Source organism: Tardiphaga sp. OK246, from assembly GCF_900188215.1.
In the GTDB taxonomy this organism is placed as follows: domain Bacteria; phylum Pseudomonadota; class Alphaproteobacteria; order Rhizobiales; family Xanthobacteraceae; genus Tardiphaga; species Tardiphaga robiniae.
In genome coordinates this window covers 490247-514215 of sequence record NZ_FZOX01000004.1, presented here as the reverse complement: position 1 = coordinate 514215, position 23969 = coordinate 490247, and the positions used below count along the sequence as shown (strand labels likewise).

General features: G+C 61.5%; 26 protein-coding genes and 2 tRNA genes. 2 read left to right on the top strand and 26 right to left on the bottom strand.

Features of this window, described 5'->3' with window-relative positions:
- Window positions 1-26 precede the first annotated feature (26 nt).
- The 11 genes from CHC01_RS20745 to CHC01_RS20695 all read right to left on the bottom strand — a co-directional run bounded on the left by CHC01_RS20745 (window position 27) and on the right by CHC01_RS20695 (window position 8457).
- On the bottom strand, window positions 27-1286 hold the full coding sequence (locus CHC01_RS20745) for a tyrosine-type recombinase/integrase (protein WP_089266106.1): 1260 nt from the start codon (window positions 1284-1286) through the stop codon (window positions 27-29).
- A 177-nt stretch (window positions 1287-1463) separates the two neighbouring features.
- Window positions 1464-1539 (bottom strand) — tRNA-Phe (locus CHC01_RS20740).
- A 158-nt stretch (window positions 1540-1697) separates the two neighbouring features.
- The gene (gene yacG, locus CHC01_RS20735; RefSeq protein WP_502695675.1) at window positions 1698-1862 is read right to left on the bottom strand and encodes a DNA gyrase inhibitor YacG; all 165 of its coding nucleotides are present in this window, start codon (window positions 1860-1862) and stop codon (window positions 1698-1700) included.
- Between the two features lies 1 nt (window position 1863).
- On the bottom strand, window positions 1864-2487 hold the full coding sequence (locus CHC01_RS20730; RefSeq protein WP_089266104.1) for a Maf-like protein: 624 nt from the start codon (window positions 2485-2487) through the stop codon (window positions 1864-1866).
- A 75-nt stretch (window positions 2488-2562) separates the two neighbouring features.
- The gene (locus tag CHC01_RS20725) at window positions 2563-3030 is read right to left on the bottom strand and encodes an arsenate-mycothiol transferase ArsC (RefSeq protein WP_089266103.1); all 468 of its coding nucleotides are present in this window, start codon (window positions 3028-3030) and stop codon (window positions 2563-2565) included.
- A gap of 6 nt (window positions 3031-3036) precedes the next feature.
- A complete protein-coding gene (locus CHC01_RS20720; protein ID WP_089266102.1) occupies window positions 3037-3534 on the bottom strand; it encodes a UPF0262 family protein in 498 nt (165 codons plus the stop codon).
- On the bottom strand, window positions 3531-4826 hold the full coding sequence (hisD, locus tag CHC01_RS20715) for a histidinol dehydrogenase (protein ID WP_089266101.1): 1296 nt from the start codon (window positions 4824-4826) through the stop codon (window positions 3531-3533). Before hisD ends, CHC01_RS20720 begins: the two co-directional genes overlap by 4 nt.
- A gap of 103 nt (window positions 4827-4929) precedes the next feature.
- Entirely contained in the window at window positions 4930-5376 is a 447-nt protein-coding gene (locus CHC01_RS20710; protein WP_089266100.1) for a DUF2948 family protein, read from the bottom strand.
- Between the two features lie 21 nt (window positions 5377-5397).
- Window positions 5398-6687, bottom strand: coding sequence for a UDP-N-acetylglucosamine 1-carboxyvinyltransferase (murA, locus tag CHC01_RS20705; protein ID WP_089266099.1), 1290 nt, complete (start codon window positions 6685-6687; stop codon window positions 5398-5400).
- 126 nt (window positions 6688-6813) lie between these two features.
- The gene (locus tag CHC01_RS20700) at window positions 6814-7479 is read right to left on the bottom strand and encodes a Rossmann-fold NAD(P)-binding domain-containing protein (protein WP_089266098.1); all 666 of its coding nucleotides are present in this window, start codon (window positions 7477-7479) and stop codon (window positions 6814-6816) included.
- 42 nt (window positions 7480-7521) lie between these two features.
- Window positions 7522-8457 (bottom strand): SDR family oxidoreductase, encoded by a 936-nt coding sequence (locus CHC01_RS20695; RefSeq protein WP_089266097.1) that lies wholly within the window; start codon window positions 8455-8457, stop codon window positions 7522-7524.
- Window positions 8458-8558: 101 nt separating this feature from the next.
- On the opposite strand from CHC01_RS20695, the gene CHC01_RS20690 reads away from it, so the two are divergent.
- A complete protein-coding gene (locus tag CHC01_RS20690) occupies window positions 8559-9230 on the top strand; it encodes a TetR/AcrR family transcriptional regulator (RefSeq protein ID WP_244558447.1) in 672 nt (223 codons plus the stop codon).
- A gap of 31 nt (window positions 9231-9261) precedes the next feature.
- On the opposite strand, the gene CHC01_RS20685 is transcribed toward CHC01_RS20690, so the two are convergent.
- From CHC01_RS20685 to CHC01_RS20665, 5 genes are all read right to left on the bottom strand, one after another.
- On the bottom strand, window positions 9262-9768 hold the full coding sequence (locus tag CHC01_RS20685) for a hypothetical protein (RefSeq protein WP_089266095.1): 507 nt from the start codon (window positions 9766-9768) through the stop codon (window positions 9262-9264).
- Between the two features lie 148 nt (window positions 9769-9916).
- Window positions 9917-10840: an alpha/beta fold hydrolase gene (locus tag CHC01_RS20680; protein WP_089266094.1), complete on the bottom strand. Its 924-nt coding sequence runs from the start codon at window positions 10838-10840 to the stop codon at window positions 9917-9919.
- A 41-nt stretch (window positions 10841-10881) separates the two neighbouring features.
- Complete coding sequence (locus tag CHC01_RS20675) at window positions 10882-11190, bottom strand: UBP-type zinc finger domain-containing protein (protein ID WP_089266093.1); 309 nt, start codon at window positions 11188-11190, stop codon at window positions 10882-10884.
- A gap of 20 nt (window positions 11191-11210) precedes the next feature.
- Window positions 11211-12920 carry an FAD-dependent oxidoreductase gene (locus CHC01_RS20670; RefSeq protein ID WP_089266092.1) on the bottom strand — a complete coding sequence of 570 codons (1710 nt, stop codon included), beginning with the start codon at window positions 12918-12920 and terminating at the stop codon, window positions 11211-11213.
- A gap of 35 nt (window positions 12921-12955) precedes the next feature.
- Complete coding sequence (locus CHC01_RS20665; RefSeq protein WP_089266091.1) at window positions 12956-13168, bottom strand: hypothetical protein; 213 nt, start codon at window positions 13166-13168, stop codon at window positions 12956-12958.
- A gap of 334 nt (window positions 13169-13502) precedes the next feature.
- On the opposite strand from CHC01_RS20665, the gene CHC01_RS20655 reads away from it, so the two are divergent.
- A tRNA-Thr gene (locus tag CHC01_RS20655) sits at window positions 13503-13577 on the top strand.
- Window positions 13578-13991: 414 nt separating this feature from the next.
- Here the strand turns inward: CHC01_RS20655 and CHC01_RS20650 are convergent.
- The 10 genes from CHC01_RS20650 to CHC01_RS20605 form a co-directional block, all read right to left on the bottom strand.
- The gene (locus tag CHC01_RS20650) at window positions 13992-14507 is read right to left on the bottom strand and encodes an Lrp/AsnC family transcriptional regulator (RefSeq protein WP_089266090.1); all 516 of its coding nucleotides are present in this window, start codon (window positions 14505-14507) and stop codon (window positions 13992-13994) included.
- Between the two features lie 223 nt (window positions 14508-14730).
- On the bottom strand, window positions 14731-15492 hold the full coding sequence (locus CHC01_RS20645; RefSeq protein WP_089266089.1) for an SDR family NAD(P)-dependent oxidoreductase: 762 nt from the start codon (window positions 15490-15492) through the stop codon (window positions 14731-14733).
- Window positions 15489-16997: a class I adenylate-forming enzyme family protein gene (locus CHC01_RS20640; RefSeq protein WP_089266088.1), complete on the bottom strand. Its 1509-nt coding sequence runs from the start codon at window positions 16995-16997 to the stop codon at window positions 15489-15491. Before CHC01_RS20640 ends, CHC01_RS20645 begins: the two co-directional genes overlap by 4 nt.
- Before the next feature lie 24 nt (window positions 16998-17021).
- Window positions 17022-18011: an ABC transporter ATP-binding protein gene (locus CHC01_RS20635; RefSeq protein WP_089266087.1), complete on the bottom strand. Its 990-nt coding sequence runs from the start codon at window positions 18009-18011 to the stop codon at window positions 17022-17024.
- Window positions 17989-19011: an ABC transporter ATP-binding protein gene (locus CHC01_RS20630; RefSeq protein ID WP_502695678.1), complete on the bottom strand. Its 1023-nt coding sequence runs from the start codon at window positions 19009-19011 to the stop codon at window positions 17989-17991. Before CHC01_RS20630 ends, CHC01_RS20635 begins: the two co-directional genes overlap by 23 nt.
- 7 nt (window positions 19012-19018) lie before the next feature.
- Complete coding sequence (locus tag CHC01_RS20625) at window positions 19019-19864, bottom strand: ABC transporter permease (protein WP_089266085.1); 846 nt, start codon at window positions 19862-19864, stop codon at window positions 19019-19021.
- 3 nt (window positions 19865-19867) lie between these two features.
- The gene (locus tag CHC01_RS20620; RefSeq protein WP_089266084.1) at window positions 19868-20836 is read right to left on the bottom strand and encodes an ABC transporter permease; all 969 of its coding nucleotides are present in this window, start codon (window positions 20834-20836) and stop codon (window positions 19868-19870) included.
- A 14-nt stretch (window positions 20837-20850) separates the two neighbouring features.
- Window positions 20851-22425, bottom strand: a complete 1575-nt coding sequence (locus CHC01_RS20615) for an ABC transporter substrate-binding protein (RefSeq protein ID WP_244558446.1) — start codon at window positions 22423-22425, stop codon at window positions 20851-20853.
- A gap of 89 nt (window positions 22426-22514) precedes the next feature.
- Complete coding sequence (locus tag CHC01_RS20610) at window positions 22515-22949, bottom strand: PaaI family thioesterase (protein ID WP_210421690.1); 435 nt, start codon at window positions 22947-22949, stop codon at window positions 22515-22517.
- The gene (locus tag CHC01_RS20605) at window positions 22946-23959 is read right to left on the bottom strand and encodes a quinone oxidoreductase family protein (protein ID WP_089266082.1); all 1014 of its coding nucleotides are present in this window, start codon (window positions 23957-23959) and stop codon (window positions 22946-22948) included. The genes CHC01_RS20610 and CHC01_RS20605 overlap by 4 nt, the downstream gene beginning before the upstream one ends.
- Between the last annotated feature and the right edge of the window lie 10 nt (window positions 23960-23969).

The window sequence follows — 23969 nt, the reverse complement described above, 5'->3', positions numbered from 1 at the left end:
CGATGAACTTCAAATAGGCTCGACGGCTAGGATGCTGACGACGATCGGGATCGCTGGGCCTTTGCGGTCGACAGAGCGGTTCCGGGCTTGCGGAGGTCATCCAGGTAATCCGCGTACCACTGCATCATCGGGACGCGTTCTTCCCAATATTCGGCGCCATTATAGGCACCACGAACCTCGTCTTCCTCTTGGTGCGCTAGCTGACGCTCGATAGCATCGCTATCCCAACGGCGCCTGCCATCCGAGCGGCGACTTTCGTTCAGCAGTGTCGACGCAGTCGACCGGAAGCCGTGCGCGGTCACTTGCGCTTTCGTGTACCCAAGCCGGCGAAGCGCAGCGTTTAGCGTCCCATCGGAAATCGGCCGATGCCACGAGCGGATCTGCGGAAACAAGTAGGGCGACGTGCCTGTGACTTCGCGAAGGTCATTGATGATCGTAATCGCCTGTCGAGACAGCGGCACCTTGTGCGGCCGCGGCATCTTCATTTTTTCCTTCGGAATATTCCAGACGGCGTCCCGCAGATCGAATTCCTTCCATTCCGCGTGCCGCAGTTCGCCCGGCCGAACGAAGGTAAGGGCGATCAACTGCAACGCTGCCCGTGTTGTGATCTGACCGTCCATGTCGTCGATCGCGCGGAGAAGCGCGCCGACGGCCTTCGGCTCGGTGATGGCGGCCCGGTGACTGACCTTTGGCGCTATGAGGGCCCCCGTTAAGTCAGCCGATGGGTCGCGCTCGGCGCGATTGGTGCTGATCGCATATTTGAAGACACGACCGCTAATGCTGCGGGCGCGTCGGGCCGTATCATATCGCCCTCGCCTCTCGATCTTTCGAAGCACATCAAGCAATTCAGATGCCTTGATCTCGGCGATCGGTCGATCGCCCAAATCGGCGTTGATGAAGCCGAGAAGCCATTTTTTCTTTTCTATTGTCTTTGGGTCGTCGCCCTCGGCTTCGAACTTCGTGATGAGTTCGTCCGCGACGATCCGGAAGGTATTGCTGCGCGCGATGCGCGCCGCGCTGCGATCCAACTTGCGCTGCGCTGACGGATCGATGCCCTTGGCCAGAAGCGCCTTGTTCGCGTCCCGGCCGGCGCGGGCATCGGCGAGACCGACCGCCGGATAGGCGCCCAGCGCGATCAGCTTCTGCTTTCCGTCGAACCGATACGCCTGTCGCCAAAGCCGCGACCCGTTCTTTTCAACAAGCAAATGCAGCCCGCCTCCGTCGCTGATTTTGTAGGGCTTAGTGGCGGATTTGGCGGCACGGCAGACGGCATCCGAAAGCGGCATCGATTTGGTCCCCGCGGTCAATCTACCAACACACGATCGACGGAGTACCAACAGCGATACCAACAAAAACACCGGCTGCCGGCGGACGGTCGCGAATGTCAGCGAACTAGAAAGCGCTCTAATTCAAGCACTTATAGCACATCAGCGGACAGAGGAGGAAGCTGGGGGACATACAAATGGTGCCCAGGGGCGGGATCGAACCACCGACACTGCGATTTTCAGTCGCATGCTCTACCAACTGAGCTACCTGGGCGCCGCCCCGGATCAGGTCCAGGGAGCGCCGGTTTATAGTCAGGCAAATCGGCCCTGTCCACCCGCCCGATGGCATTTCTGTGAACGAAGATTTTCCCGTCAAAACAATGGGAAATGACCGCTTCGGACCGGCTTGGACAGCGCGAATGCCCGTCAAGCCTATTCGGCGTCCTCGTCATCCGTCGGTTTGCCGGGAATCGCATAGGAGCCCGACAGCCAGCGGTTGAGATCGACGTCGCGGCAGCGCTCGGAACAGAACGGCTTGGAGGCCTCCAGCACGGGCTTGCCGCAGATCGGGCACGGCTTTTCGCCGGATTTGGACACCTTAGCTTGCATTCAACCAGCCGAAACGGATCGGGAAGCCCTCACCGCCGAGGAGCGTAACGGTCTCGTAGAGCGGCAGGCCGACAATATTGGTGTAGGAGCCGACCATCTTGACCACGAAGGAACCGGCGATGCCCTGCACAGCGTAGCCACCGGCTTTGCCGCGCCATTCGCCGGAGCCGATATAGGTCGAGATGTCTTCTTCGTTAAGGCGTTTGAAGCGCACCTTGGTCTCGATTAGCCGCTGCCGGAAGCTTTCCTTGGGGGTGACGATGCAGATCGCCGTATAGACGCGGTGGTTGCGGCCCGACAGCAGCCGCAGGCACTGCGAGGCCTCATCAACCAGTTCCGCCTTGGGCAGGATGCGGCGGCCGACGGCGACCACGGTATCGGCCGCAAGAATGAACGAGCCGCGGAGCTCGTCGTCGAGCTGGACTGACTTGAGCGCCGCTTCCGCCTTGGCGCGGGCCAGACGATTGGCGCAGGCGCGCGGCAACTCGCCCCGCTTCGGGGTCTCGTCGACATCGGCGGGACGCAGCGCATCGGGCTCGATCCCGGCCTGGTTGAGCAGGCTAAGACGGCGGGGCGAACCGGAGGCGAGAACGAATTTGGGACGGCCGAGCATGCGGGGTCTGTGATCCTGGAAATGCGCGCGGAACCTATCGGAAGCCCCCTGCTTCGACAACCGCACACGCAGTATTTAGCCGCTGGCAGCACTTCCTTTGGCGAAACGTTTGCGGATCCGCAGCAATAGCCCATCGCAGACCTCGCGATAGGCGGCCAGTTTCTGGTCGCGGTTACCTTCGGTTCCCGTCGGGTCCACCGTCGGCCAGTATTCGACCTCGGCGGCATCGGTGCGCGTCAGGTCCAGCGCCTTGTGATGCGCCTCCGGCGACAGCGTGATGATGAGATCGAAATTGAGCCCTTCCCAATCCTCGAGTTCCTCGAAGGTCATGGGCTTGTGCCTGGAGATGTCCTGGCCGAGTTCGGCCATCACGGCCACCGCGAAGGGATCGAGCTCGCCCTTCTTCACCCCGGCAGATTTCACATACAGCGCCTGCGGAAACATCTGCTGCAACAGGCTGGCGGCCATCGGCGAGCGCACGCTATTCTGGCCGCAGGCAAACAACACCGCCTGCGGCGTACGCGCGCGTGGCGGCGCGGCCATCAGCGACTAGCCTTTCCAGTGAAGGACGGAGATCAACGTAAACAGCCGCCGCGACGTTTCGAAATCGACGCGCACCTTGCCGGCCAATCGTTCCTGCAGCGTCCGCGAGCCTTCGTCATGGATGCCACGGCGGCCCATGTCGATGGCCTCGATCTTGTCAGGCGTAGCGGTGCGGATCGCCTGATAGTAGCTGTCGCAGATCATGAAGTAGTCCTTCACAATGCGGCGGAATGGCCCCAGCGACAGAAGGTGCGCGACGACTGGCGTGCCGTCCTCGCGGCGGATGTCGAACATCAGCCGGCTGCCGGTGATGCCGATATGCAGCGTAAACGGGCCGACGTGTGCGCCTTCCGGCGCGAACAGGTTCTGCTCGATCAGGTCGTAGATCGCGATCGCGCGCTCATGCTCGATATCCGGCCCGGAACGGCCGATCGATTCCTCATCGAGCGTCACCGCGACGATGCGGTTGTTGCTGTCATCCTCTGGTGGAGGGGCATTACTCATCGCAAATTGAGGCGCAATCCGACTGAACGTGCGTGAGCATCGAGGCCTTCGGCCTTGCCCAGCGTCATCGCAGCCGGTCCCAGCGCCCGCAGCTGATCCGGCCCGCACTTCAGGATCGATGTTCGCTTCATGAAGTCAAGTACGCCGAGACCCGACGAGAACCGCGCCGAGCGTGCGGTCGGCAGCACGTGGTTCGAGCCGCCGACATAATCGCCGATCGCTTCCGGCGTATGGCCGCCGAGGAAGATGGCGCCGGCATTGCGAATCTTGAGCGAGAACGCCTCAGGATCGGCCGTCATGATTTCGAGATGCTCGGCGGCGATGGCGTTGGCGAGCAGCACGGCGTCATCGAGCTTATCGACCAGAATGACCGCGCCGAAACTCTCCCACGACGCACGCGCGATCTCGGCGCGCGGCAGTGTGGTGAGCTGGGCCTCGACGGCAAGTATAACATCGTCCGCAAGGCGCTCGCTGTCGGTGATCAGGATCGACTGCGCATTGGCGTCGTGCTCCGCCTGCGCCAGCAGATCGGCGGCAATCCAGTCGGCATTGGCGGTGTCGTCGGCGACAACAAGCACTTCCGACGGACCTGCGATCATGTCGATGCCGACCTTGCCGAACACCTGGCGCTTGGCAGCGGCCACATAGGCATTGCCGGGACCGACGATTTTGGCCACCGGCGCGATGGTCGCGGTGCCATAGGCCAAAGCGGCCACGGCCTGCGCGCCACCGACGCGATAGATCTCGGACACGCCGCCGAGCTTCGCCGCGGCCAGCACCAGCGGGTTGAGCTTGCCGTCCGGCGACGGCACCACCATCACCACGCGCTCAACGCCGGCGACCCTGGCCGGCACGGCATTCATCAGCACCGACGATGGATAGGCGGCGGTGCCGCCGGGCACATAGAGACCGACAGCTTCAATGGCGCTCCAGCGCCAGCCAAGCTCGACGCCCAGCGCATCGGTGAAGCGGTCGTCCTTGGGCAATTGGCGCTTGTGGAACAGCTCGATGCGATCGCGGGCGAATGTCAGGGCCTCGACGGTCTCTGCGTCGCAGGCGGCCACGGCGGCATCGATCTCGGCAGGGGTCACGCGCAGAGCCGAGGCCTTGAGGTCGAGTCGATCGAACTTGCGGGTGGCCTCCAGCAGCGCTGCGTCGCCGCGAGCGGCGACGTCGTCGACAATGGCGCGCGTGGCAGCTTCGATGTCAGCCGCGACTTCGCGCTTCATGGTCAGGAAGGCATTGAAGCGCTGGGTGAAATCGGCGCTGGCGGTATCGATACGAATTGGCATTCTGGTGTTCCGGCGGGGCCTTGCCGGCCAAGGCCCCCTGCTCAATGGCGCGGCGGCAAAGGGCCGTCAACCCTGTGCTGCCATGGAAAGGATGAATAGCGGATCAGGCGTCCAGACCGGAGGCCTCGGTGCCGGCATCGCTGGTCAGATCGTCCGGGCCGAGATCGGCCAGTTCGACCTCGAGACACTCGACATCCAGCCGGAGTGCGCCCCCACCGGCGAAGATCAGGACGACGCTACCGCCAGGAGGCTCGGCGGCATGGAATTCGATGCCGAACAGTTCCAGCGCGATGTCGGGCGTTTCGAGATCGATATCGCGGGACTTGCAGGCCAGCACGCGGTCGAAGCGCAGCGCCGAGACCAGCCGGCGCGGCGTGACTTCCCCTGAAATCGTCTGATCCCAGTCGAGCCGGCTCATGCCGACCACGAGCCGCTTCTCGCTCTGCCGCCAGATAATGTCGCCGACATTGACAGCCGCATCCTGAACATGCGCGGAAATCACCGCGAGGTCGTCGGCATCCAGTGCAATCAGCTTGCGTTGACCCGTCACGGCGACCCCTTTGAGAGAATCCTATCCGCTGATGCGCTCGATGGTAGCGCCGCAGGCGGACAGCTTTTCCTCGAGCCGCTCGAAGCCGCGATCGAGATGATAGATGCGGTTGACCATGGTCTCGCCTTCCGCGACGAGGCCGGCGATCACCAGAGAGACCGAGGCGCGCAGATCGGTCGCCATCACGGGCGCGCCGCGCAGCTTGGCCGTACCGTCGATGGTCGCGGTTTCACCGTCGAGGTGAATTCGCGCGCCGAAGCGGGCCAGCTCCTGCACATGCATGAAACGGTTTTCGAAGATCGTTTCGGTGATATGCGAGGAGCCCGTGGCTGTCGTCATCAGCGCCATGAGTTGCGCCTGAAGATCTGTCGGGAAGCCGGGGAATGGCGCTGTCGACACGTTCACCGGCTTGATACCCACGCCGTTGCGCGAGATACGGATGCCGTCGTTGTTCGGCGTCACCGTCGCGCCGGCCTCGACCAGTACGTCGAGCGCCGACTGTAGCAATTCAGGCCGTGCGCCTGAAAGTTGCACATCGCCGCCGGTCATGGCCACGGCCATGGCATAGGTGCCAGTCTCGATACGATCCGGCAGCACGGTGTGGCGCGTGCCATTCAGTTTGGCCACGCCCTCGATCGTGATCGTCGGGGTGCCGGCGCCGGAGATGCGCGCGCCCATCTTGTTCAGGCAGTCGGCGACGTCGACGATTTCCGGCTCGCACGCCGCATTGTTGATGACGGTCGTGCCCTTGGCCAGCGTCGCAGCCATCAACGCTACATGGGTGCCGGACACGGTGACCTTGGCGAAATCGATCTCGGCGCCCTTGAGGCCGCCGGGGGCCTTGGCGATGACATAACCGCCGTCGATGGTGAGTTCTGCGCCGAGCTTCTCCAGCGCCATGATCAAGAGATCCACCGGGCGGGTGCCGATGGCGCAGCCGCCGGGTAGCGACACCTTGGCTTCGTGCATGCGCGCCAACAGCGGCGCGATCACCCAGAAGGACGCGCGCATCTTCGAGACCAGCTCGTAGGGCGCTGTCGTATCGATGATGTTGGCGGCGGAGATATGCAGGGTCTGACCCTGATATTCATGGTCGCCCGGGCGCTTGCCGGCCGACATGATGTCCACGCCGTGATTGCCGAGAATGCGCTGCAACTGCGCGACGTCGGCCAGACGCGGCACGTTGTCGAGAATCAGCGTCTCGTCGGTCAGCAGACCGGCGATCATCAATGGCAGCGCCGCGTTTTTGGCGCCCGAAATCGGGATCGTGCCATTGAGTTTGCTGCCGCCGACGATGCGAATGCGATCCATACCGATTCCCGCTGATTGCTGTGCCCCGACTATAGGGCGGATGGCCTCTTTAAAGCAAAAGCGTCGAAATTTGCGGTTTTTCGATGAGGCCGGCAGCAAATCTAAGAAAGGGCCGAATCGGCCCGTTTACGCTCCGACCTGATTGATATCCGGGGTTTCGAGGATTGGCTTGGAGTAGCCGTTACGAACCACCCGGATCATGGCGCGGCCGACTTTCTCCGTCGTGGTGACGTATTTTGGCGCGACCCGGACCAGCAGCGTCCATAACGGCGCGGTCGCGGTGTAGATCGCCTGGACCCACGCAGTCTTCGAACGAACACCATGCAGCGGTTGGATGCCGCCGGGGCGGAACATATAAGCGGCCTTGAACGGCAGCTTGAGCAAATCGTTCTCGGTCTTGCCCTTGACCCGCGCCCACATGACGCTGCCCTGCTCGGTGCTGTCGGTGCTCTGGCCGGTCACGTAGACGAAGGTCATGCCGGGATTGAGCCGGACCAGCGTGTTCGCGACCGCGAGGGTGATGTCATAGGTGACCCGGCGATAGTCCGGCTCGCTCATGCCCAGTGAAGAGATGCCGAGGCAGAACAGGCAGGCGTCATAACCCGTCAGGTCAGGCGCGATGGCCGACAGATCGAAAAAATCCGTATGCGTGATCTCACGCAACTTGGCATCACGTTGCCCGGTAGGACTGCGGCTGACCACGAGCACGGCTTCGACATCGGGATCGAGCAGGCATTCGCGCAGCGCGCCTTGCCCGACCATGCCGGTCGCACCGAACAGAATGACTTTCATGAGACTTCCTTTGGATGACTGACAGTCGATCGCGCGACGCAATCAGGCGGCAATTGCGACCTGATCAAACGACATGCCGGTGAGCGCAGCTGAGACCTCCCACAGCCGCGCGCCGACGGCGGCATCCTGAGCTCGCGGCATGATCTTCGCGGGAGCCGGCGGCCCCTTCATTTCGTAGACGCCGTTCGGGCCGTAATAGCCAGCTGGCTTCGCATCGGGTGAGGTGGCTGCAAACAATGTCGGCAAGGCACCGGCGGCGGCTGAATGGCTCAGCGGACGCAGCAACCGGCTTCCGAGCCCCATCAAGCCACCGCTGCCGGGGCCGTTCGGAATGAGATCGGTGAGCGCGAAACCGGGATGCGCGGCATTGCTCATCAGACCCCAGCCTGCGGCATCGCTGCGCCGCTGCAACTCGATCGCGAAGATCAGCATCGCGAGCTTCGACTGCTGATAGGCTTTCCACGGCTTGTAGAATGTCGCGCCCTGAAGATCGTCGAAATCGATGAGGCCCGAACGATGCGCAAGACTGCTGAGATTGACCACACGCGGCGCCTTGTTGCGGCGAAGCACCGGGAGCAGACGCGCCGTGAGCGCATAGTGACCGAGATAATTGGTACCGAGCTGCATCTCGAAGCCGTCGGCGGTGGTCTGGCGCGTCGGCAGCGCCATCACGCCGGCATTATTAATCAGCAGATCAAGCGACGCATACATCGCATCGAAACGGCGTGCGAAAGTAGCGACCGAGTCCAGGCTGGCAAGATCGAGGTGCTCATAGCTGATGATCGCGTCGGGATGTCGCTCGCAAATGCGCTCGATCGCAGCGCTCCCCTTGGTGTCGCTACGGCCGGTCAGCACCACTTCGGCGCCGGCTCCCGCAAGCGCCATTGCCGTCTCGAAGCCGAGGCCACCTGTCGCCCCGGTCACCACGGCCAGTTTGCCGGTCATGGGCGGAATATGGTCGATGCTCCAGTCCGTCATGCTTATATCTCCCCGGGATCGAGAATCGTTGCGCGGCGCGGCCGCCGGACATAAATGTGCACTCAGTGCAAACTTGCAATAGGTGCAGATCGAGGATTGTTGTGACCGCCAGGATGCCGGCTAAGCCGAGGAAAACAGAAGCGGAAACGGTTGCGGCACCTGCTGCGCCGCCGACCGGCCTGCGCGAAAGGAAGCGCCAGCAGACGCGAGAGCGGCTCACCAAGGTCGCGATGGAGCTGTTTCTTAAGCGCGGTTTCGAGGAAACGACGCTGGACGACATTGCGGCCGCCGCAGAGATCTCGCGCCGCAGCTTCTTCCATTATTTCGCGTCCAAGGAAGACCTCGTTCTGGCGTGGCAGGATGCCAGCACGGATTTCCTTGTGGCCGCGATCACCACAAGGCCCGCGGACGAGCCGATGCTGCTAGCCGCGGAAAATGCTTTGCTCTCGATGGCACAGCAGCTTGAGAGCTCCGAGGCGATCGCCATTGCGCGATTGAAGCACGGCAATCCCGCTCTGCGCGCGCGCGACCACGTGAAATACGAAAAGATGGAGCGCGCCATCGCTGCCGCGCTCGGCAACCGCGCCAAAGACAAATCCGGGCAATTGCAGGCGCGGCTGGTCGCCATGATCACGACAGGCGCGATGCGGATCGGCGGCGAGATCTGGCTGGCGCAGGACGCAGGCGAAAGACCCGAGGCGCTTGTGAAGCGCACCTTCGGCGAGATACGGGCGATCCTCCAGGAATCGCCCGCCCGAAAAGGCAAAGCCTAGCGGCTATCGGCGGGAGATCGCCGCCCGGCGATCAGGCGAAGCCGCCGGGCATCGGGCGAAACTTCCTGATCGCAAGGAAGGTCGTGACGACGAAGAACACCAGCACGATGCCCTGAACGATCGCAAAAGGCGGCTCACTCGGCGGCACGCTCGGTGCCAGCGCATGAAGCGGCGGGACCTTCAGGAAGCTCTGGATCACCAGGACGAACACGTTGAGATAAAGCGAGATCATCGCAGTCAGCACATAAATCCAGCGCCAGCGCCCCGCCAGCTTCTGGCCATAGAGCGCCAGGCAGGCGATCGCCAGCAGCACCAGCGAAATGATGCCGATGACATGCGACGGCAGCAATTTCTCGACCGGGAAGAAGAAGCCGGTCACGCTGGTCAGGATCGTCGTCAGCAGAAACAGACCGGTCCAGCCGGGCAGCGACTTTGACTTCAGCAGGCCGACCATTGCGATCAGGCCCGCGACGATGCCGATCAGGCTGACCACCACATGAAGCAACGTGAACGTTGCCAAGCTCATTCCCAAAACCATGATGCACCCCTGCTTTAGAACCCCTCAAATCTTAGGGTGCGACACGGGAACTTGCCAATGATTTTTGGCTGACACTCATCATATACATTTGCGTGCAAGGCGTCGTTTCGTTCAAGACATTTGCGTTCGATCGATAGAGCCGCGAAATCTACTTGTTGAGAAACTCAACCAGTTTCGGGATCACCTGATCGGGGGCTTCTTCCATGAGCCAATGACCTGCCCCTTTGACGATAACGCCGTCCACATTGCTGGCGACGAGGCGCCCTTGCTCGATCAGGAAAGACCCACCGGCCTTCTCACCGGAGAGAACCAGCATCGGCATCGGCAGTTTGGTCTTGGCAAGTTCGGCAAACTCGGCGGCATCTTTCTCAAAAGCGCGGAAGACCTCGAAACCGGCTGCCATGTGGCCGGGCTTCGCATAGGCCTTGGCGTAAAACACGCGGTCCTTTTCCGGCACCGACTTCTTCGGGTCCGCAGCGAAATCATTCCAGAAGTGCTCAAGGTAAATGCGCTCGCGGCCCGCGACCAGCGCGAGCGGGGTCTTGCCGTAGAAATGGAAGTGCCAGAGGTCGCGCAACAGCCAGACATGCGTCCAGTCGCCAACACCAGGCAAAAAGGCATCCATCAGCGCGATGCGATCGACTTCGCTCGGATATTGCGCTGCATAGGCATAGGCGACCATCAGACCGATGTCGTGGCCGACAATTTTCACCTTGGGATATTTCAGGCCGGCCACCAGCGCATGGATATCGCGTGCCATCGCCGCTTTGGTGTAGCCATCAGCCGGCGCGTCGGAATCGCCGAAGCCACGCAGATCCGGTGCGATCACCGTATGACTGGCCGCAAGTTTCGCGATCAGCGGGCGCCACATATGGCTGGTCTCGGCATAGCCATGCAGCAGCACGATCGGATCGCCCTTGCCCGCAATGAGATAATGCAGCTTGACGCCGTTGATGGTGGCGAAGCGGCTTTGCGGAGCTTGCGCTGAAGCGGATACGGGGAGAAACGGCGCTGCCAGGACGGCCAGCAGCACACCCAACAAAGCCCGGCGTCCGATCGTAAAAATGTGCATGAAGTCACCACTGAAACGTCGCCCGCGTCGGGACGATTGTCTCAGTAGTAGCGCGGAATCGGCCCGTTGTGCGGAGTCTTTCGATCCGACAAATCGAACATGACTTCATCGACATAGCACCAGCCCCAGCCTTCGGGCGGATCGTAGCCTTCGATAATCGGATGCTTCGTGGCGTGGAAATGCTTGGTCGCGTGCTTGTTCGGGGACTCGTCGCAGCAGCCGACGTGACCGCAGGTCCGGCAGATCCGCAAGTGCACCCACATACTGCCCGTTTTCAGGCATTCCTCGCAACCGAGTGCGCTGGGTGTCACATCGCGAATGCCGGAAATATGCGTGCAGCCTTTCGGCATGATGATCTCCCGTTATGAGCTCAAAGGGTTGGCGTGGCCGTATCGCCGAGAAAACCATGCAGCGCCGCCACCACCTGGGCGCCCTCGCCGATCGCGCCGCCGACACGCTTCACCGAACCCGAGCGCACATCACCGACCGCAAAGACACCGGACACCGACGTCTCCAGCGCCTGCACGCTGCGGCCATTGGCGGGAATGCCGGTGATGATGAAGCCATGACGATCGAGGGTGACGCCGCAATCCGCCAGCCATTCGGTGGCGGGATCGGCGCCGACGAACAGGAACAGATTGCGGATGTCAGCGCAGGACTCCTCGCCGGACAGCCGACTACGGGTACAGATCCGTTCGAGCCCCACTTCCTGCGTCCCCTCCAGCGCCACGACTTCAGTGTTGAAGACCAGCTCGATATTCGGTGTCGCCTCGATGCGCTCGATCAGATAGCGCGACATGCTGGCGCCGAGGCCGCCGCCGCGGATCACCATATGCACCTTGTTGGCATGGCTCGCGAGAAACACCGCCGCCTGACCTGCCGAATTGCCACCGCCGACCAGGTAGATTTCCTGCTCCCTGCAGAGCCGCGCCTCGATCGGCGACGCCCAGTACCAGACGCCGCGACCTTCGAAATCGGCGAGCCGCTCGATATCCGGCCGGCGATAGCGTGCGCCCGATGCCACCACGATGGCCTTGGCACGCATGACATCGCCTTCGTCAAGTTCAAGAGCGAACAGTCCGTCCTTGCGTGAACAGTCCAGCGACTTCACGGCCGCCGGGATCATGATATCGGCGCCGAACTTCTGCGCCTGATTGAAAGCACGCGCCGTGAGTGCCATCCCGGAGATGCCGGTGGGGAAGCCGAGATAGTTCTCGATCCGCGCGCTGGCGCCGGCCTGTCCTCCGAATGATTTGGCATCGCACACCGCGATCGACAGGCCTTCGGACGCGCCATACACCGCGGTGGACAGGCCCGCAGGTCCGCTGCCGACGATGGCAACGTCATAGGTCTTGCCCTTGGCGATATGGCTGATCATGCCCATCGCGCGAGCGAGTTCGGAGAATGACGGATTGCGCAGCACCGTGCCGTCGGCCACCACCACCAGCGGCAGCTCCTCCGGCGACGGCGTGTAGCGCGCGATCAGATCGGCGGCGTCCTTGTCCGTTGCGGGGTCGAGCAGATGATGCGGATAACCGTTGCGGGAGAGGAAGCCCTGCAGGCGGATGACATGGCTGGAATTGGCTGCGCCGATGAAAGCCGGACCGCCAGCGCTGCCCTGCAGGAGGTTCACCCGACGCAGGATCAGCGCACGCATGATGCGCTCGCCCAGATCCGCTTCAGCGATCAGCAGCGCGCGCAGCCGTTCCGGCGGAATCAGCAGCGTCTCGACATCGCCTTCGGCATGACCGTCAACCAGCGCGACGCGGCCCGACAGTTGCGCGATCTCGGCGACGAACTGTCCAGTGCACTGATCGGCCACCGGCGTGATACGGCCGAAACCGTCGCGCTGGGTGATCGTCACATGTCCGGACAACACCACGAACATGCCGGGACCGGGCTTGCCGGTCTCGAACAGGCAATCGCCATCCTTGTAGTGCCGGATCTCACCGAAGCGGCGCATCCGCTCGATCTCCGCCGCCGTCAGCACGGGAAAAGTCTGATCGTGACGCGGCAGCGCCGCCCGCGGCGCGTAGGCCGGCAGCTCGGCGCTGGATGATGCCTGGGATTCTGATGACATTTAAACTCGCATGCTCACGCGGCGGACAGGTGCCATCAATCCCGATCGGGATCGACGGGTCTTGAACAGAAGTCCTGTATCTTATCGGCGTCCGATGACGCCTCGACTGCGACGGCATCGCCGGCCTGACTGGCGCGCCCACGCATTTGCACCTTCCGGCGCTTGAGATTTTCACGCAGCGCCTGGCGCAGCCTGTCCTGACGGGCAGTTGCACTTTCCTTGGCGGGTTTGCTCGGCTTATCGGTCATGGGCTGTCATGGTCGATCGAATGGCGTGCACAGATGCGCCAGATTGGATCCTGTGACCCCATACATAACCGCCTTCAACGCGTCAGGCGAGATGATCGACTTCGAGGTGATGATCCGCCCAATGAAGGCTCTGCCGGCGGTTATCGAGGCCATGGGGAACCGGATCGACTCGCCAATGGCGAAGCGCAAGGCGGCTGCAACCGCAACAGGCCGACCACACCCCTGTTATAATGATGCATTCTAAGTGCCACCCGCGCTTGCGCCGCCCGTGACCTTGTGGCAAGGATCGCCCCGCTTGGTAGGCGCCCTCGAGGCTGATTCCTGCACCCAGCATGCTGCCGTAGCTCAGTGGTAGAGCACTCCATTGGTAATGGAGAGGTCGACAGTTCAATCCTGTCTGGCAGCACCATTTTCTCCTGTTAAATCAATAAGTTCTCCCGACCGCAGCACCTGACAATCAGGCGGCTCGCGGGAGAACAGAACGCGAAATCGCGGTTCAATACGGGAATATCCGGGGCTCTGTTCCCTGCCCGTTCCAATCACCCGGCATAAGCAGTCGTATCACCGGACTCAAACGAACTTGAAACAGCCCCCTTCGCGGGGGCGGTATGCTTGTAGCTTTGAATGATGGACCAAAATCCAGATGACCGCTGAATCCCGCCTCAACCGGCGGGTTTTTCGTTTGGCGCACATAATGCCTCTGCCGACCCCTCAGACGCAGATGCGATCGGCCACGTACGCTCTAGCCGGAAATCGTGGAACGGTGCTGCCCGCAGCACACGAACGATTACACTCCATGCGGCAGCTTCGGAGCCGCGGCATCTCAATGCGACAGGGAATGCGCCGCCGACGAGATATCGCCCCGCCCCTGCTTCACCAAAGCATTCATGAGTGGCAATTCGGTCGTCGACTTGATCTGCTCCATCGTGAACATCGACGACACATCATGCAGATCAATCTTCGCGATCAGCCGCTGATAAAGATCGTCGTAAGCCCGGATATCCGAGACCACAGCCCGGATCAGATAGTCCACATCACCGCTCAGGCGATAGAAATCGACCACCTCGGGGAAGCTGACGACGATTTTCCGGAAACGCTGAACCCACTCCGCGTTATGCTGGTTCGTTCGCACGGCGATGAAAACGCTGACACCCAAATTCAGCTTGTCTGCATCGAGAAGTGCAACGCGTCGCTTGATGTAGCCAGAGCTTTCGAGCTTCTGGATGCGGCGCCAACACGGCGTGGAACTCAGGCCAACGCGATCAGCCAGGTCCTGCATTGAAAGGCTGCTGTCTACCTGGAGTGCCGCGAGAATTTTGCGGTCGAGCTCGTCGAGCATAGTTGCCTCCGATGAAAGGTATACGCAGAATATTTCTGCCGTTCATTGCCATCGCGACGCAATGCTATTGCGAGATTTGAAAGTTCGCGAGCATAAACAATTATCATCGCTGCGCATTCGAGCAGCAGGCTGGCGTCAAAAGCGACGCCTCCGCGAACGCAGCGCTAAGATGAATTCGCCACCGCGTATCGTGATATCGGCGCGTGATTGAATGCGTGGCCTCTTACAGCCGCTGGCCGCCACTAGCATCGATCTGCTGGCCCGTGACCCAGCCCGCTTCGTCCGACGCGAGAAAGGCGACGACCCTTGCGATATCGTCGGGTTGCCCGACCCGGCCGAGCGCGATGGTCTCAGCCACTGCGCGGCTCGCCACCGGATCGCGCGCGACGATGTTCATGTCCGTCGCGGTCGCACCGGGCATCACGGAATTCACCGTGATCTGTCGACCACCGAGATGAACGGCCAGCAAGCGGCTCAGCGCTTCCAGACCCGCTTTGGCGGGCGCATAGGCGGCCATGGTCGGATAGGCCGAACGCGTCCCCATCGACGAGATATTGATGATACGTCCGCCATTGCGAAGATGTGGCATCAGTGCCTTGATCAGAAAGAACGGCGATTTCAGATTGGTCTGCAGCAGAAGATCGAAGTCGTCCTCGGAAATATCCTCAATGACCGCGCGTTTTCCGACGCCGGCGTTGTTGACGAGAATATCGAATGCAGGGCTGCCATAACGCTTGGTCAGTTCGGCACCTAGACCAGCGGCCAGGGAAGTTGCGCCACTGCGTTCCGAGAGATCGGCCTTGATGGCAAAGGCATTGCCCCCAGCAGCGGCAATGGCCGCCACAGTCTCATTCGCCGCATCGACCGAGGCGTTGTAATGGATCGCGACGGTTGCGCCGTCCTTCGCCAGGCGAAGCGCGATAGCCTGACCGATCCCCCGGCTTGCACCGGTGACCAGCGCGATCTTCCCTGTTAGCCCGCTCATGCGGACCAGCCGTGACTGGCTTCCAGGCTTCGCGCCCGGTCGATCAGCGCCTTGCGGTCGATCTTGTTAGTGCCCGCCCAAGGCAATTCATGGACGAACTCAACGCGGCGCGGGTGCTGATATGCCGGACCATTGGCGATGGCGAACTGACGGATATCGTCGAAGCTCGGCGTAGGCTGCTCCCGCGTGACAATAAACGCAACCGGCACCTGGCTCCGTTCCTCGTCGGGCAACGGCACTACTGCCGCCTGCTGGATCTGCGGGTGACGCTCCAACAGCTTTTCGACTTCGCCCGGATAGATATTTTCGCCGGAGCAGACAAACATGTCGTCGGCACGGCCTACGAAGAAATAGAAGCCGTTGGCATCGCGGCGCATCACATCGCCACTGTAATACCAACCATCGGTCAGCACCTTGGCGGTCTGCTGCGGCAGATTGTGATAGTGATCCAGCACTGCTGGATTCCGCATCAACAGCACGCCTTCATTCTCGGTACCATTGACGAGCCGGACATCTTCCAGACGGATCGGATAACCTAGCCCCAAAGGCGGCGTCGGAATCTTGTCGGGATGCGGACCGAACACGGCCGGCCCTGCTTCAGTCGTACCATAGCCCATCGTCATTACGACGTTGGGCAGCGCCTGCTTGATCCTGTCCCACAGACCCATGGTCATCGGCGCCGACCCAAGCATCAGGCGACGAACCGAGGTGATATCATTCTTCGCTAGCAGTTCCGTTTCCTTGACGACACGGGCCCACATGGTGGGAACGGCCGTGGCGGCGGTCACCTTGTACTTGGCGATGGCCTCAATATAACTGCGGGTCTCGAACGACGGCAGCACCACCACAGACGCATTCTGAGCGAAGATCGTCTTGATGGCGAACAGGCCATTCATGTGAAACAGCGGCTGCGCGATGATGTAGCGATCATCCTGATTGAGCGCACCACTGGTCCGTGTCGAGATCGCCCAGAGTTGTCCGTAATGCGATAGCGGCACGCCTTTGGGCCGGCCGGTGGAGCCGGAGGTGTAGAGCATTTGCCCGACCTCTTCCCGCGTCGTCTCGACGGCGGTGAACGCTGCGGGCTTGATGGTCGCAGCAAAGCCGCTTGGGCCGCTGTCGTCAAAATTGATGACAGGGATGTCGTCGCGCACCATCGACCGATTGGCATTGTCGACGAATGCCAGCGCGATCTTCGCGTCATCCATCACAAAATCGACCGTATCGCGCGCAGCCTTGATATTGACCGGAACAGCGATGCATCCAGCCCGCATGATGCCGAAATAGCAGATGATGTACTCGGCGCGGTTAAACGACAGGATCGCGACATGCGTGCCGCGCTTGTAACCACTATCGACAAGATACTGGGCGACCCCGTTTGCCATCTCGTCGATCTGACGGTGCGTGTAGCGCCTGGGATGCGCGGGATCGATCAGATCGATGACCGCCTCCCGATCAAGGTCACCGCTGCGATCGATCAGGTCACCGAGATTATTCCACCGCATTGGCAATGCTCCACTTCTGAGAACTCAATTGGCCACCCGCGCGACACGCGGCAGCGCCGCGGGTTGTTCAAGCAGATCGTAGTGACAGGCCACCTTGCGGCCATCGGAGACATCGCGCAGCATCGGTCGCTCCTCGCGGCAAAGCGCCTGAGCGTAGGGGCAGCGCGTATTGAAGCTGCAGCCTGGCGGCGGATTGAGCGGGCTGGGCAACTCACCCTGCAGCACGCTGCGGGTGCGGCTGCGTGCGGTGCGCGGATCGGCGATCGGCGCGGCGGCAAGCAATGCCTCCGTATAAGGATGCGCCGGTCTATCCCAGACGTCCTCGCTGCGGCCTGTTTCGACGATCCGACCGAGATACATCACGATCAGCCGATCCGAAATATGCTCGACAACCGAGAGATCGTGCGAGATGAACAGATACGACACGCCCGTTGCCTGCTGCAGGTCCTCAAGCAGATTGATGACCTGCGCGCGCACCGAAACGTCTAGCGCAGATACCGGCTCGTCGCAGATGATGACCTTGGGCTTGAGCGAAAGTGCACGCGCAATGCCGAGACGCTGGCGCTGGCCGCCAGAGAACTCATGCGGATAGCGCCGCATCGCATCGGCCGGCAGGCCTACCTGTCCCATCAGCTCGATGACACGATCCTTGATATCACGGCGCGACCAGCCGGCGACGCTGAGCGGTTGCCCGACGATGGTGCCGACGTCGTGGCGCGGATTGAGCGATCCATAAGGATCCTGGAAGATCATCTGCATCGACTTCCGCGAGGCCTTCAACGCGCCGGCCTGCATCCGCGTGACATCGTCACCATCGAGGAAGACGCGTCCGTCGGACGTCGGCACCAGACGCATGATCGCCTTGCCGAGCGTGGACTTGCCGCAGCCGGATTCCCCGACCAGCCCCACAGTCTCGCCGGGCTCCAGGTCGAAACTCACATCGTCGACCGCCCGCACGACACCCTGCGCGCTCTGGTATTGGACACAGAGACTAAGCACCGATAGCAGCGGCATCGCGCGATAACTCCTTCTCGGCAGCAAAACAGGCGGCGGAACGGTGCGGTAGCAACGGCGCCAGCTGTGGTCGCTCGGCACGGCAGCGATCGAGTACATCGGGACAACGGTTCTGGAAGGCGCAGCCCTGCGGCAAATCGGACAGCGCCGGCACGTTGCCCGTAATTTCGACGAGACGACTGCCACGTCGGCGCTGTGCCGACGGCGTCGCCCCCAGCAGCCCACGCGTGTAGCGATGCAGCGGCCGCTCGAACAATGCCTCCACCGGCGCTTCCTCGACCTTGCGGCCGGCATACATCACGGCCACCCGGTCGGCGACTTCGGCAACCACGCCGAGATCATGGGTGATAATGATAAGGCCCATATCGGATGAGGACTGCAATTCCTTCATCAGCTCGATGATCTGCGCCTGGATGGTGACGTCGAGCGCCGTGGTCGGTTCGTCGGCGATCAGGAGCTTTGGCCCACAAGCAATCGCCATGGCGATCATGACACGCTGGCTCATGCCACCAGACATCTGGTGCGGATAATCATTGAAGCGGCGTTCCGCATCCGGGATACGCACCTGGCGCAGCAATTCGATTGCGCGGTCTCTCGCCTCGTGACGCGACACGTCATTGTGGCGCCTGATTGCCTCGATCAGCTGATCCCCAACCGCGACCACAGGGTTCAGCGATGTCATCGGATCCTGGAAGATCATCGAGATGTCCTTGCCGCGGACCCGCTGCATCTCGCGCTCGGACAAGGCAGCGAGATCACGCCCCATGAAGCGGACGGCGCCACCGACGATCTTTGCCGGCGGGTTCGGCAACAACCGCATGATCGCCAGCGCCGTCAACGACTTGCCACAGCCGGATTCACCGACGATGGCGAGAGTCTCGCCGGCCGAGACTGTCAGCGACAGACCATCGACCGCAGGCAACACGCCACGGCGCGTGAACAACGACACCTGCAGGTTCTCAATGGAGAGGATCGGCGCTGGACCGGCTTTGCTGCCCATGATCATCTCAGCGATCCCGCAGTTTGGGGTTGAGCGCATCGTTGAGGCCATCGCCCACAAGGTTGAGCGCCAGCACAGTGAGCATGATCGCGAGACCCGGCACCGCGCAGATGTACCAGGACGAGCGGATGAGCGTCCTGCCGTCCCCGATCAGCTGTCCCCAACTGGTGACATTGGGATCGCCGAGCCCGAGGAATGCCACAGCGGACTCGAACAGAACGGCCCCGGCAACGACCAGTGATGACAGCACGATCACCGGCGGCAGTGCATTCGGCAGTATCTCGCCGAACATGATCCGCAGACTGCCCATCCCCATGGCCCGGCAGGCCTGCACAAATTCGCGATCGCGCAGCGACATGAACTCAGCACGCGTCAGCCGTGCGATCGGCGTCCAGGTCACGACGCCCACGGCGATTGTCACATATTCGATCTTCTGCCCGAGGATCGACACGATGGTCAGCACGAAGATCAGGTTCGGGATGGTCTGGAACAATTCGGTCAGACGCATCAATAGCTCATCGACCCAGCCGCCGACATAGGCCGCGGTGGCGCCGACAGTGATGCCGATGATGGTGGCGGTCAGGCTGGCGCAGAGGCCGATCAGAAGAGTGGTGCGGGCGCCGTGGGCAATCATCGCTGCAATGTCACGGCCCAGAGAATCCGTGCCAAGCGGATAACGCGACGACATGAAGGGCCAGATCTCCGGCCGCCCGACAATACGAAGCGGGTTGCGCGGGAACCACCATGGCGCGGCAATAGCAACACCGACGACGACCAGAACGAGAAACAGACCGACCAGCGCCGCGCGGTTGCGGGCGAAGCGCCGGGCGAAGTCGAAGAACAATGTCGGCATGATCTACCTCGCCTTGATCCGGGGATCGAGCCGCAGATACAGTAGATCGACGGTCGCGTTACAGACCGCGACCAGCAGCGAACCGAGGACGAGCACACCGAGCACCATGGGAAAATTGCGGCTCATCACGCTGTCGAACAACAGACTGCCGATACCGGGCCAACTGAACACGGCTTCGATGACGACGCTGCCGCCGAGCATGGTGCCAAGCTGCAATCCGAGCAGCGTAACGATCGGCAACATCGCGTTGCGCATTACATGCGCCAGGACCACACGACCGCCCGACAGGCCCTTGGCACGCGCTGTTCGCACGAAATCCAGCCTGGCGACCTCCAACATTGAGGCTCGCATCACGCGCGCGAAGGTCGCGGCATAGAACAGCCCTAGTGCCGTTGCGGGAAGGACGAGATGATGCATCACATCCAGAACGGCACCGAAGGCACTTTCGTCGACGCCGATGGTGCGCATGCCGCCCACCGGAAACCAGCCGAGCTTCACCGCAAACATCACCGTCATCATGATGCCAAGCCAGAAGCTCGGTGCAGCGAAGAAGAATACCGCACCGAGCGAGATCAGATTATCCCAGATTGTGTTGACCTTGATCGACGCCAGCACGCCGGCCGTGACGCCAACGAGCAAAGCAATTCCGATTGCCGCCAGCATCAGGATCAAGGTCGCTGGAAGCTGTTGCATGATCACATCAAACACCGGCGCGTTCTGCCGGTACGAATAGCCGAGATCGAGCCGCATCACCGACCAGATATATTTGGCAAGCTGCACCGACACCGGCTGATCGACGCCGTAGGTGTGACGCAGCTGATCCAGCATCTTCGGGTCGGTGATCTGCTGTTCGGACGTCATCACGTCGAACAGACTCCCCGGCGCCAGATGGATCAGAACAAAATTCATCACAATGACCGCGAAGATCAGCGGAATGATTTGCACGAGCCTGCGGATGATGATGCGACGCACGTTTGCCTCCGCTCTCAGCGGTCCAGCCAGACCTCGGCCCAGCTTTCGCCCATGAAGTCCGCTGTCAGCGAATGATCGCGGACATCAGAACGAGCGATCGTCACGGGTTCAAGGTCGACCATCGGAAGGACCGGCGCGTCGCTCGCTGCGAGCTTGTCGAACTCGTGCACCAGCGATACGCGCTTCTTCTCATCGGTCTCGATCGCCATCTTGCTGACGGTTTCGTCCATCTTCGGATTGGAATAGCCCGTGGCGTTGCGGAAGGCCGCCCCCTTCACGATACCGTCGGTGGTGTAGTATTGCGTTGTCTGCGGGATCGGCTCGATGCTGGCTGAATTGTTCGACACCGCGACGTCATAGTCATAGTCGGTGTAGATGCGTTTCAGCGAGGTCGCGCGATCGGGGATCGCCAGATCGACGGTGATGTCGACGTCCTCGAAGGCCTGCTTCAGATACTGACCGATCTTGACGTTTTCCTCGAACCACCCGGCCGATACAAGGCTCATCTTGAAGCGCGAACCGGCCTTCACCGGATAGCCGGCAGCATCGAGCAACGCGGCCGCCTTTTTAACGTCGAACGGATAATCCTGAACGTCCTTGGTGAAGAAGATTGAATTCGAGAAGTGGAGAGCACCAAGCGAGGGACGCGCGCGACCGAAGAAAACCGTATCCGCGATGAAGCTGCGGTCGATCGCATGAAGCAGGGCCTGACGCACCTCGCGCTTCTTGAAGATCTCGCGACGCTGGTTGAACTCGACACTCGTAATCCACGCCGAATTCGAATAGCCCTTGGTCTCGGCAACGAACTTTTTGGTTGCCGTCAGGCGCGCGATGTCCGGCGCAGGGATCGGATTGAACGTGCCTATATCAAGCTGGCCGGCCTCGAAAGCAGCCGACCGCGACGCCGGATCTCGCCACCAGCGGATCACCAGCTTGTCGAGATAGGGCAAGCCCGAATTCCAGTAATTGTCATTGCGGGCATATTCGACATGGCTGCCGCGCACCCACTCCTTAACCTTGAACGGACCGGTGCCGATCGGCGTGTTATTGATTGGGTTCGTAATGATGTTCGACCCGTCATAGATATGCTTGGGAATGACGAGGCCGGCCTTGCCGGCCAGCACGGACTTGAGAAAGAACTCTGGCACCGGCACTTTGAATTTCAGCACCACGGTCAGCGGATCCACGGCCTCCGCGGTCAGCAGAGCATCGAGCGTGACGCCAGCGGAGATCGGCTTCCAGTATTGGATCGCATTGAAGACCAGATCGTCCGAGGTCAGTGGCTTGCCGTCATGCCAGGTGACGTTCGGACGTAGCTTGATCGTGTAGCTGCGGAAATCCTCTGCCGGTTCGATCCCGAGAGCCAGCACCGGCTCGAATTTGAGATCGGCGGTCAGGCGGATCAGCCGCTCGAACACCTTGGTCGACGTGAAATACGGACTGGAGCCGCCCCCCGCTGGAACGAACAGCGATTGCGGCTCAAATCCGCCCCATGTGCCGACCAGCGTGCCGCCGCGCTTCGGGGCCCCGGTTGCCGCCTTGGAAGAACCGGCAAAGCCGGAGGCTAAAGCAGCACCGGCTGTCGTCATCAAAAAATCACGTCTGCTAAAACCGCTCATTGTTCTTCCTCTTTGCAAACAGGAACCGGTCCGCCATCGTGCGCCGCCCGGTCCTGCTATTATTTTGCTTCAAGCGTCGAATAGGTGCCGCGGCCGATGGCGAGCAGCGCCCCCTTTTCGTCAAACACATCGACATCAGCGACACCGACGCTCTTGCCGGCACGGCGCACCCGCGACACTGCGACCAACGCGGTATCGACAGCGGGCTTCAGGTAATCGACGCGGAAATTCACGGTCGGAAGGCCGCGCCCGACCATCATGCCGACGGCGAAATCGCCAACTGTGTCGATGACCGAGGCAATGACGCCGCCATGCCATTGCTTGGAGCCCGGTCGGCGCTCGAATTCCGGCCGCATCGGCGACCGCATCGTCACTTCCTGCGTTACCGGATCAGCCTTGATCACCTCAAGGCCGAGGAACAGGTTGAACGGCGACACATCCAGCATTTGCTGAATCTCGGGGGCGGTCAGCGTCTTGACGTCGGGCTTGCTCACGGCGTCACCACGACTTTGCCGAATACCGCACGATCTTCAATGATGCGCACAGCCTCCTTCGCTTCCTCCAGCGGATAGGTCTTGTCGATCAGTACCTGCAGCTTCTTGGCGGCGACGAGATCGAACAGTTTTGTGATATCGTCACGTTCCCAGCCGTTGGAGCCCTTGATCTCCAGTTCGAAGGTCCAGATGAAGCGAAGATCTTCAGTAGGCGAGTAGCCGGCAGTCGCACCGCAAGTCAGAATGCGGCCTCCGAGCTTCAGACAGCGCAGCGATTTGACCCAGGTATCACCGCCGGTGAAATTGACGACGACATCGACACCGCCGCCTTCGACGAAGCGACGGCGATGCGGCTTGCCGTGGCGCTCATAGATCGTCTTCATGAAGTCGGACTGGGTGTAGAGGATGATCTCGTCCGCGCCGAGCTCCGTGAGCCTCTTGCCCTTCTCCTCGCTACCGGCGCAGGCGATCACATAAGCACCTGCTAGCTTGGCGAGCTGGACACAGCACACGCCGACGCCACCACTGGCGCCCAGGATCAGAACCTTCTCGCCAGATTTGATCTGACCAATGGTGTTCATCATACGGATCGCGGTGCCATAGGCGACCGGCAGTGCGGCCGCCTGCTCGAAGCTGACGCCGTCCGGAATCTTGACGAGCTGATGCGCCTTGGCGCGGCAGAATTCGGCGAGGCCGCCGTCCTGGGTCTCACCCATCAGGCCGCCTTCGACGCGGTTGACCGGATCGATCAGCACGCGATCACCGATGTTCCAGCCGGTGACGCCGGCGCCGAGTTCCGTGATTTCACCGACCACGTCGAGGCCAATGATGACAGGCAGCGGCACCTTGATGCCGGGCATACCGCGGCGGGTGAAAACGTCGTGATAGTTGATCGACGATGCCCGCACGCGGATGACAACGTCGCCCTCGCCGGCCTTCGGCGTCGGATAATCCGCCGTGAATTGCAGCTTATCGTTATCGCCGTGTTCGTAAAGGACAACTGCTCGCATGATCTATCTC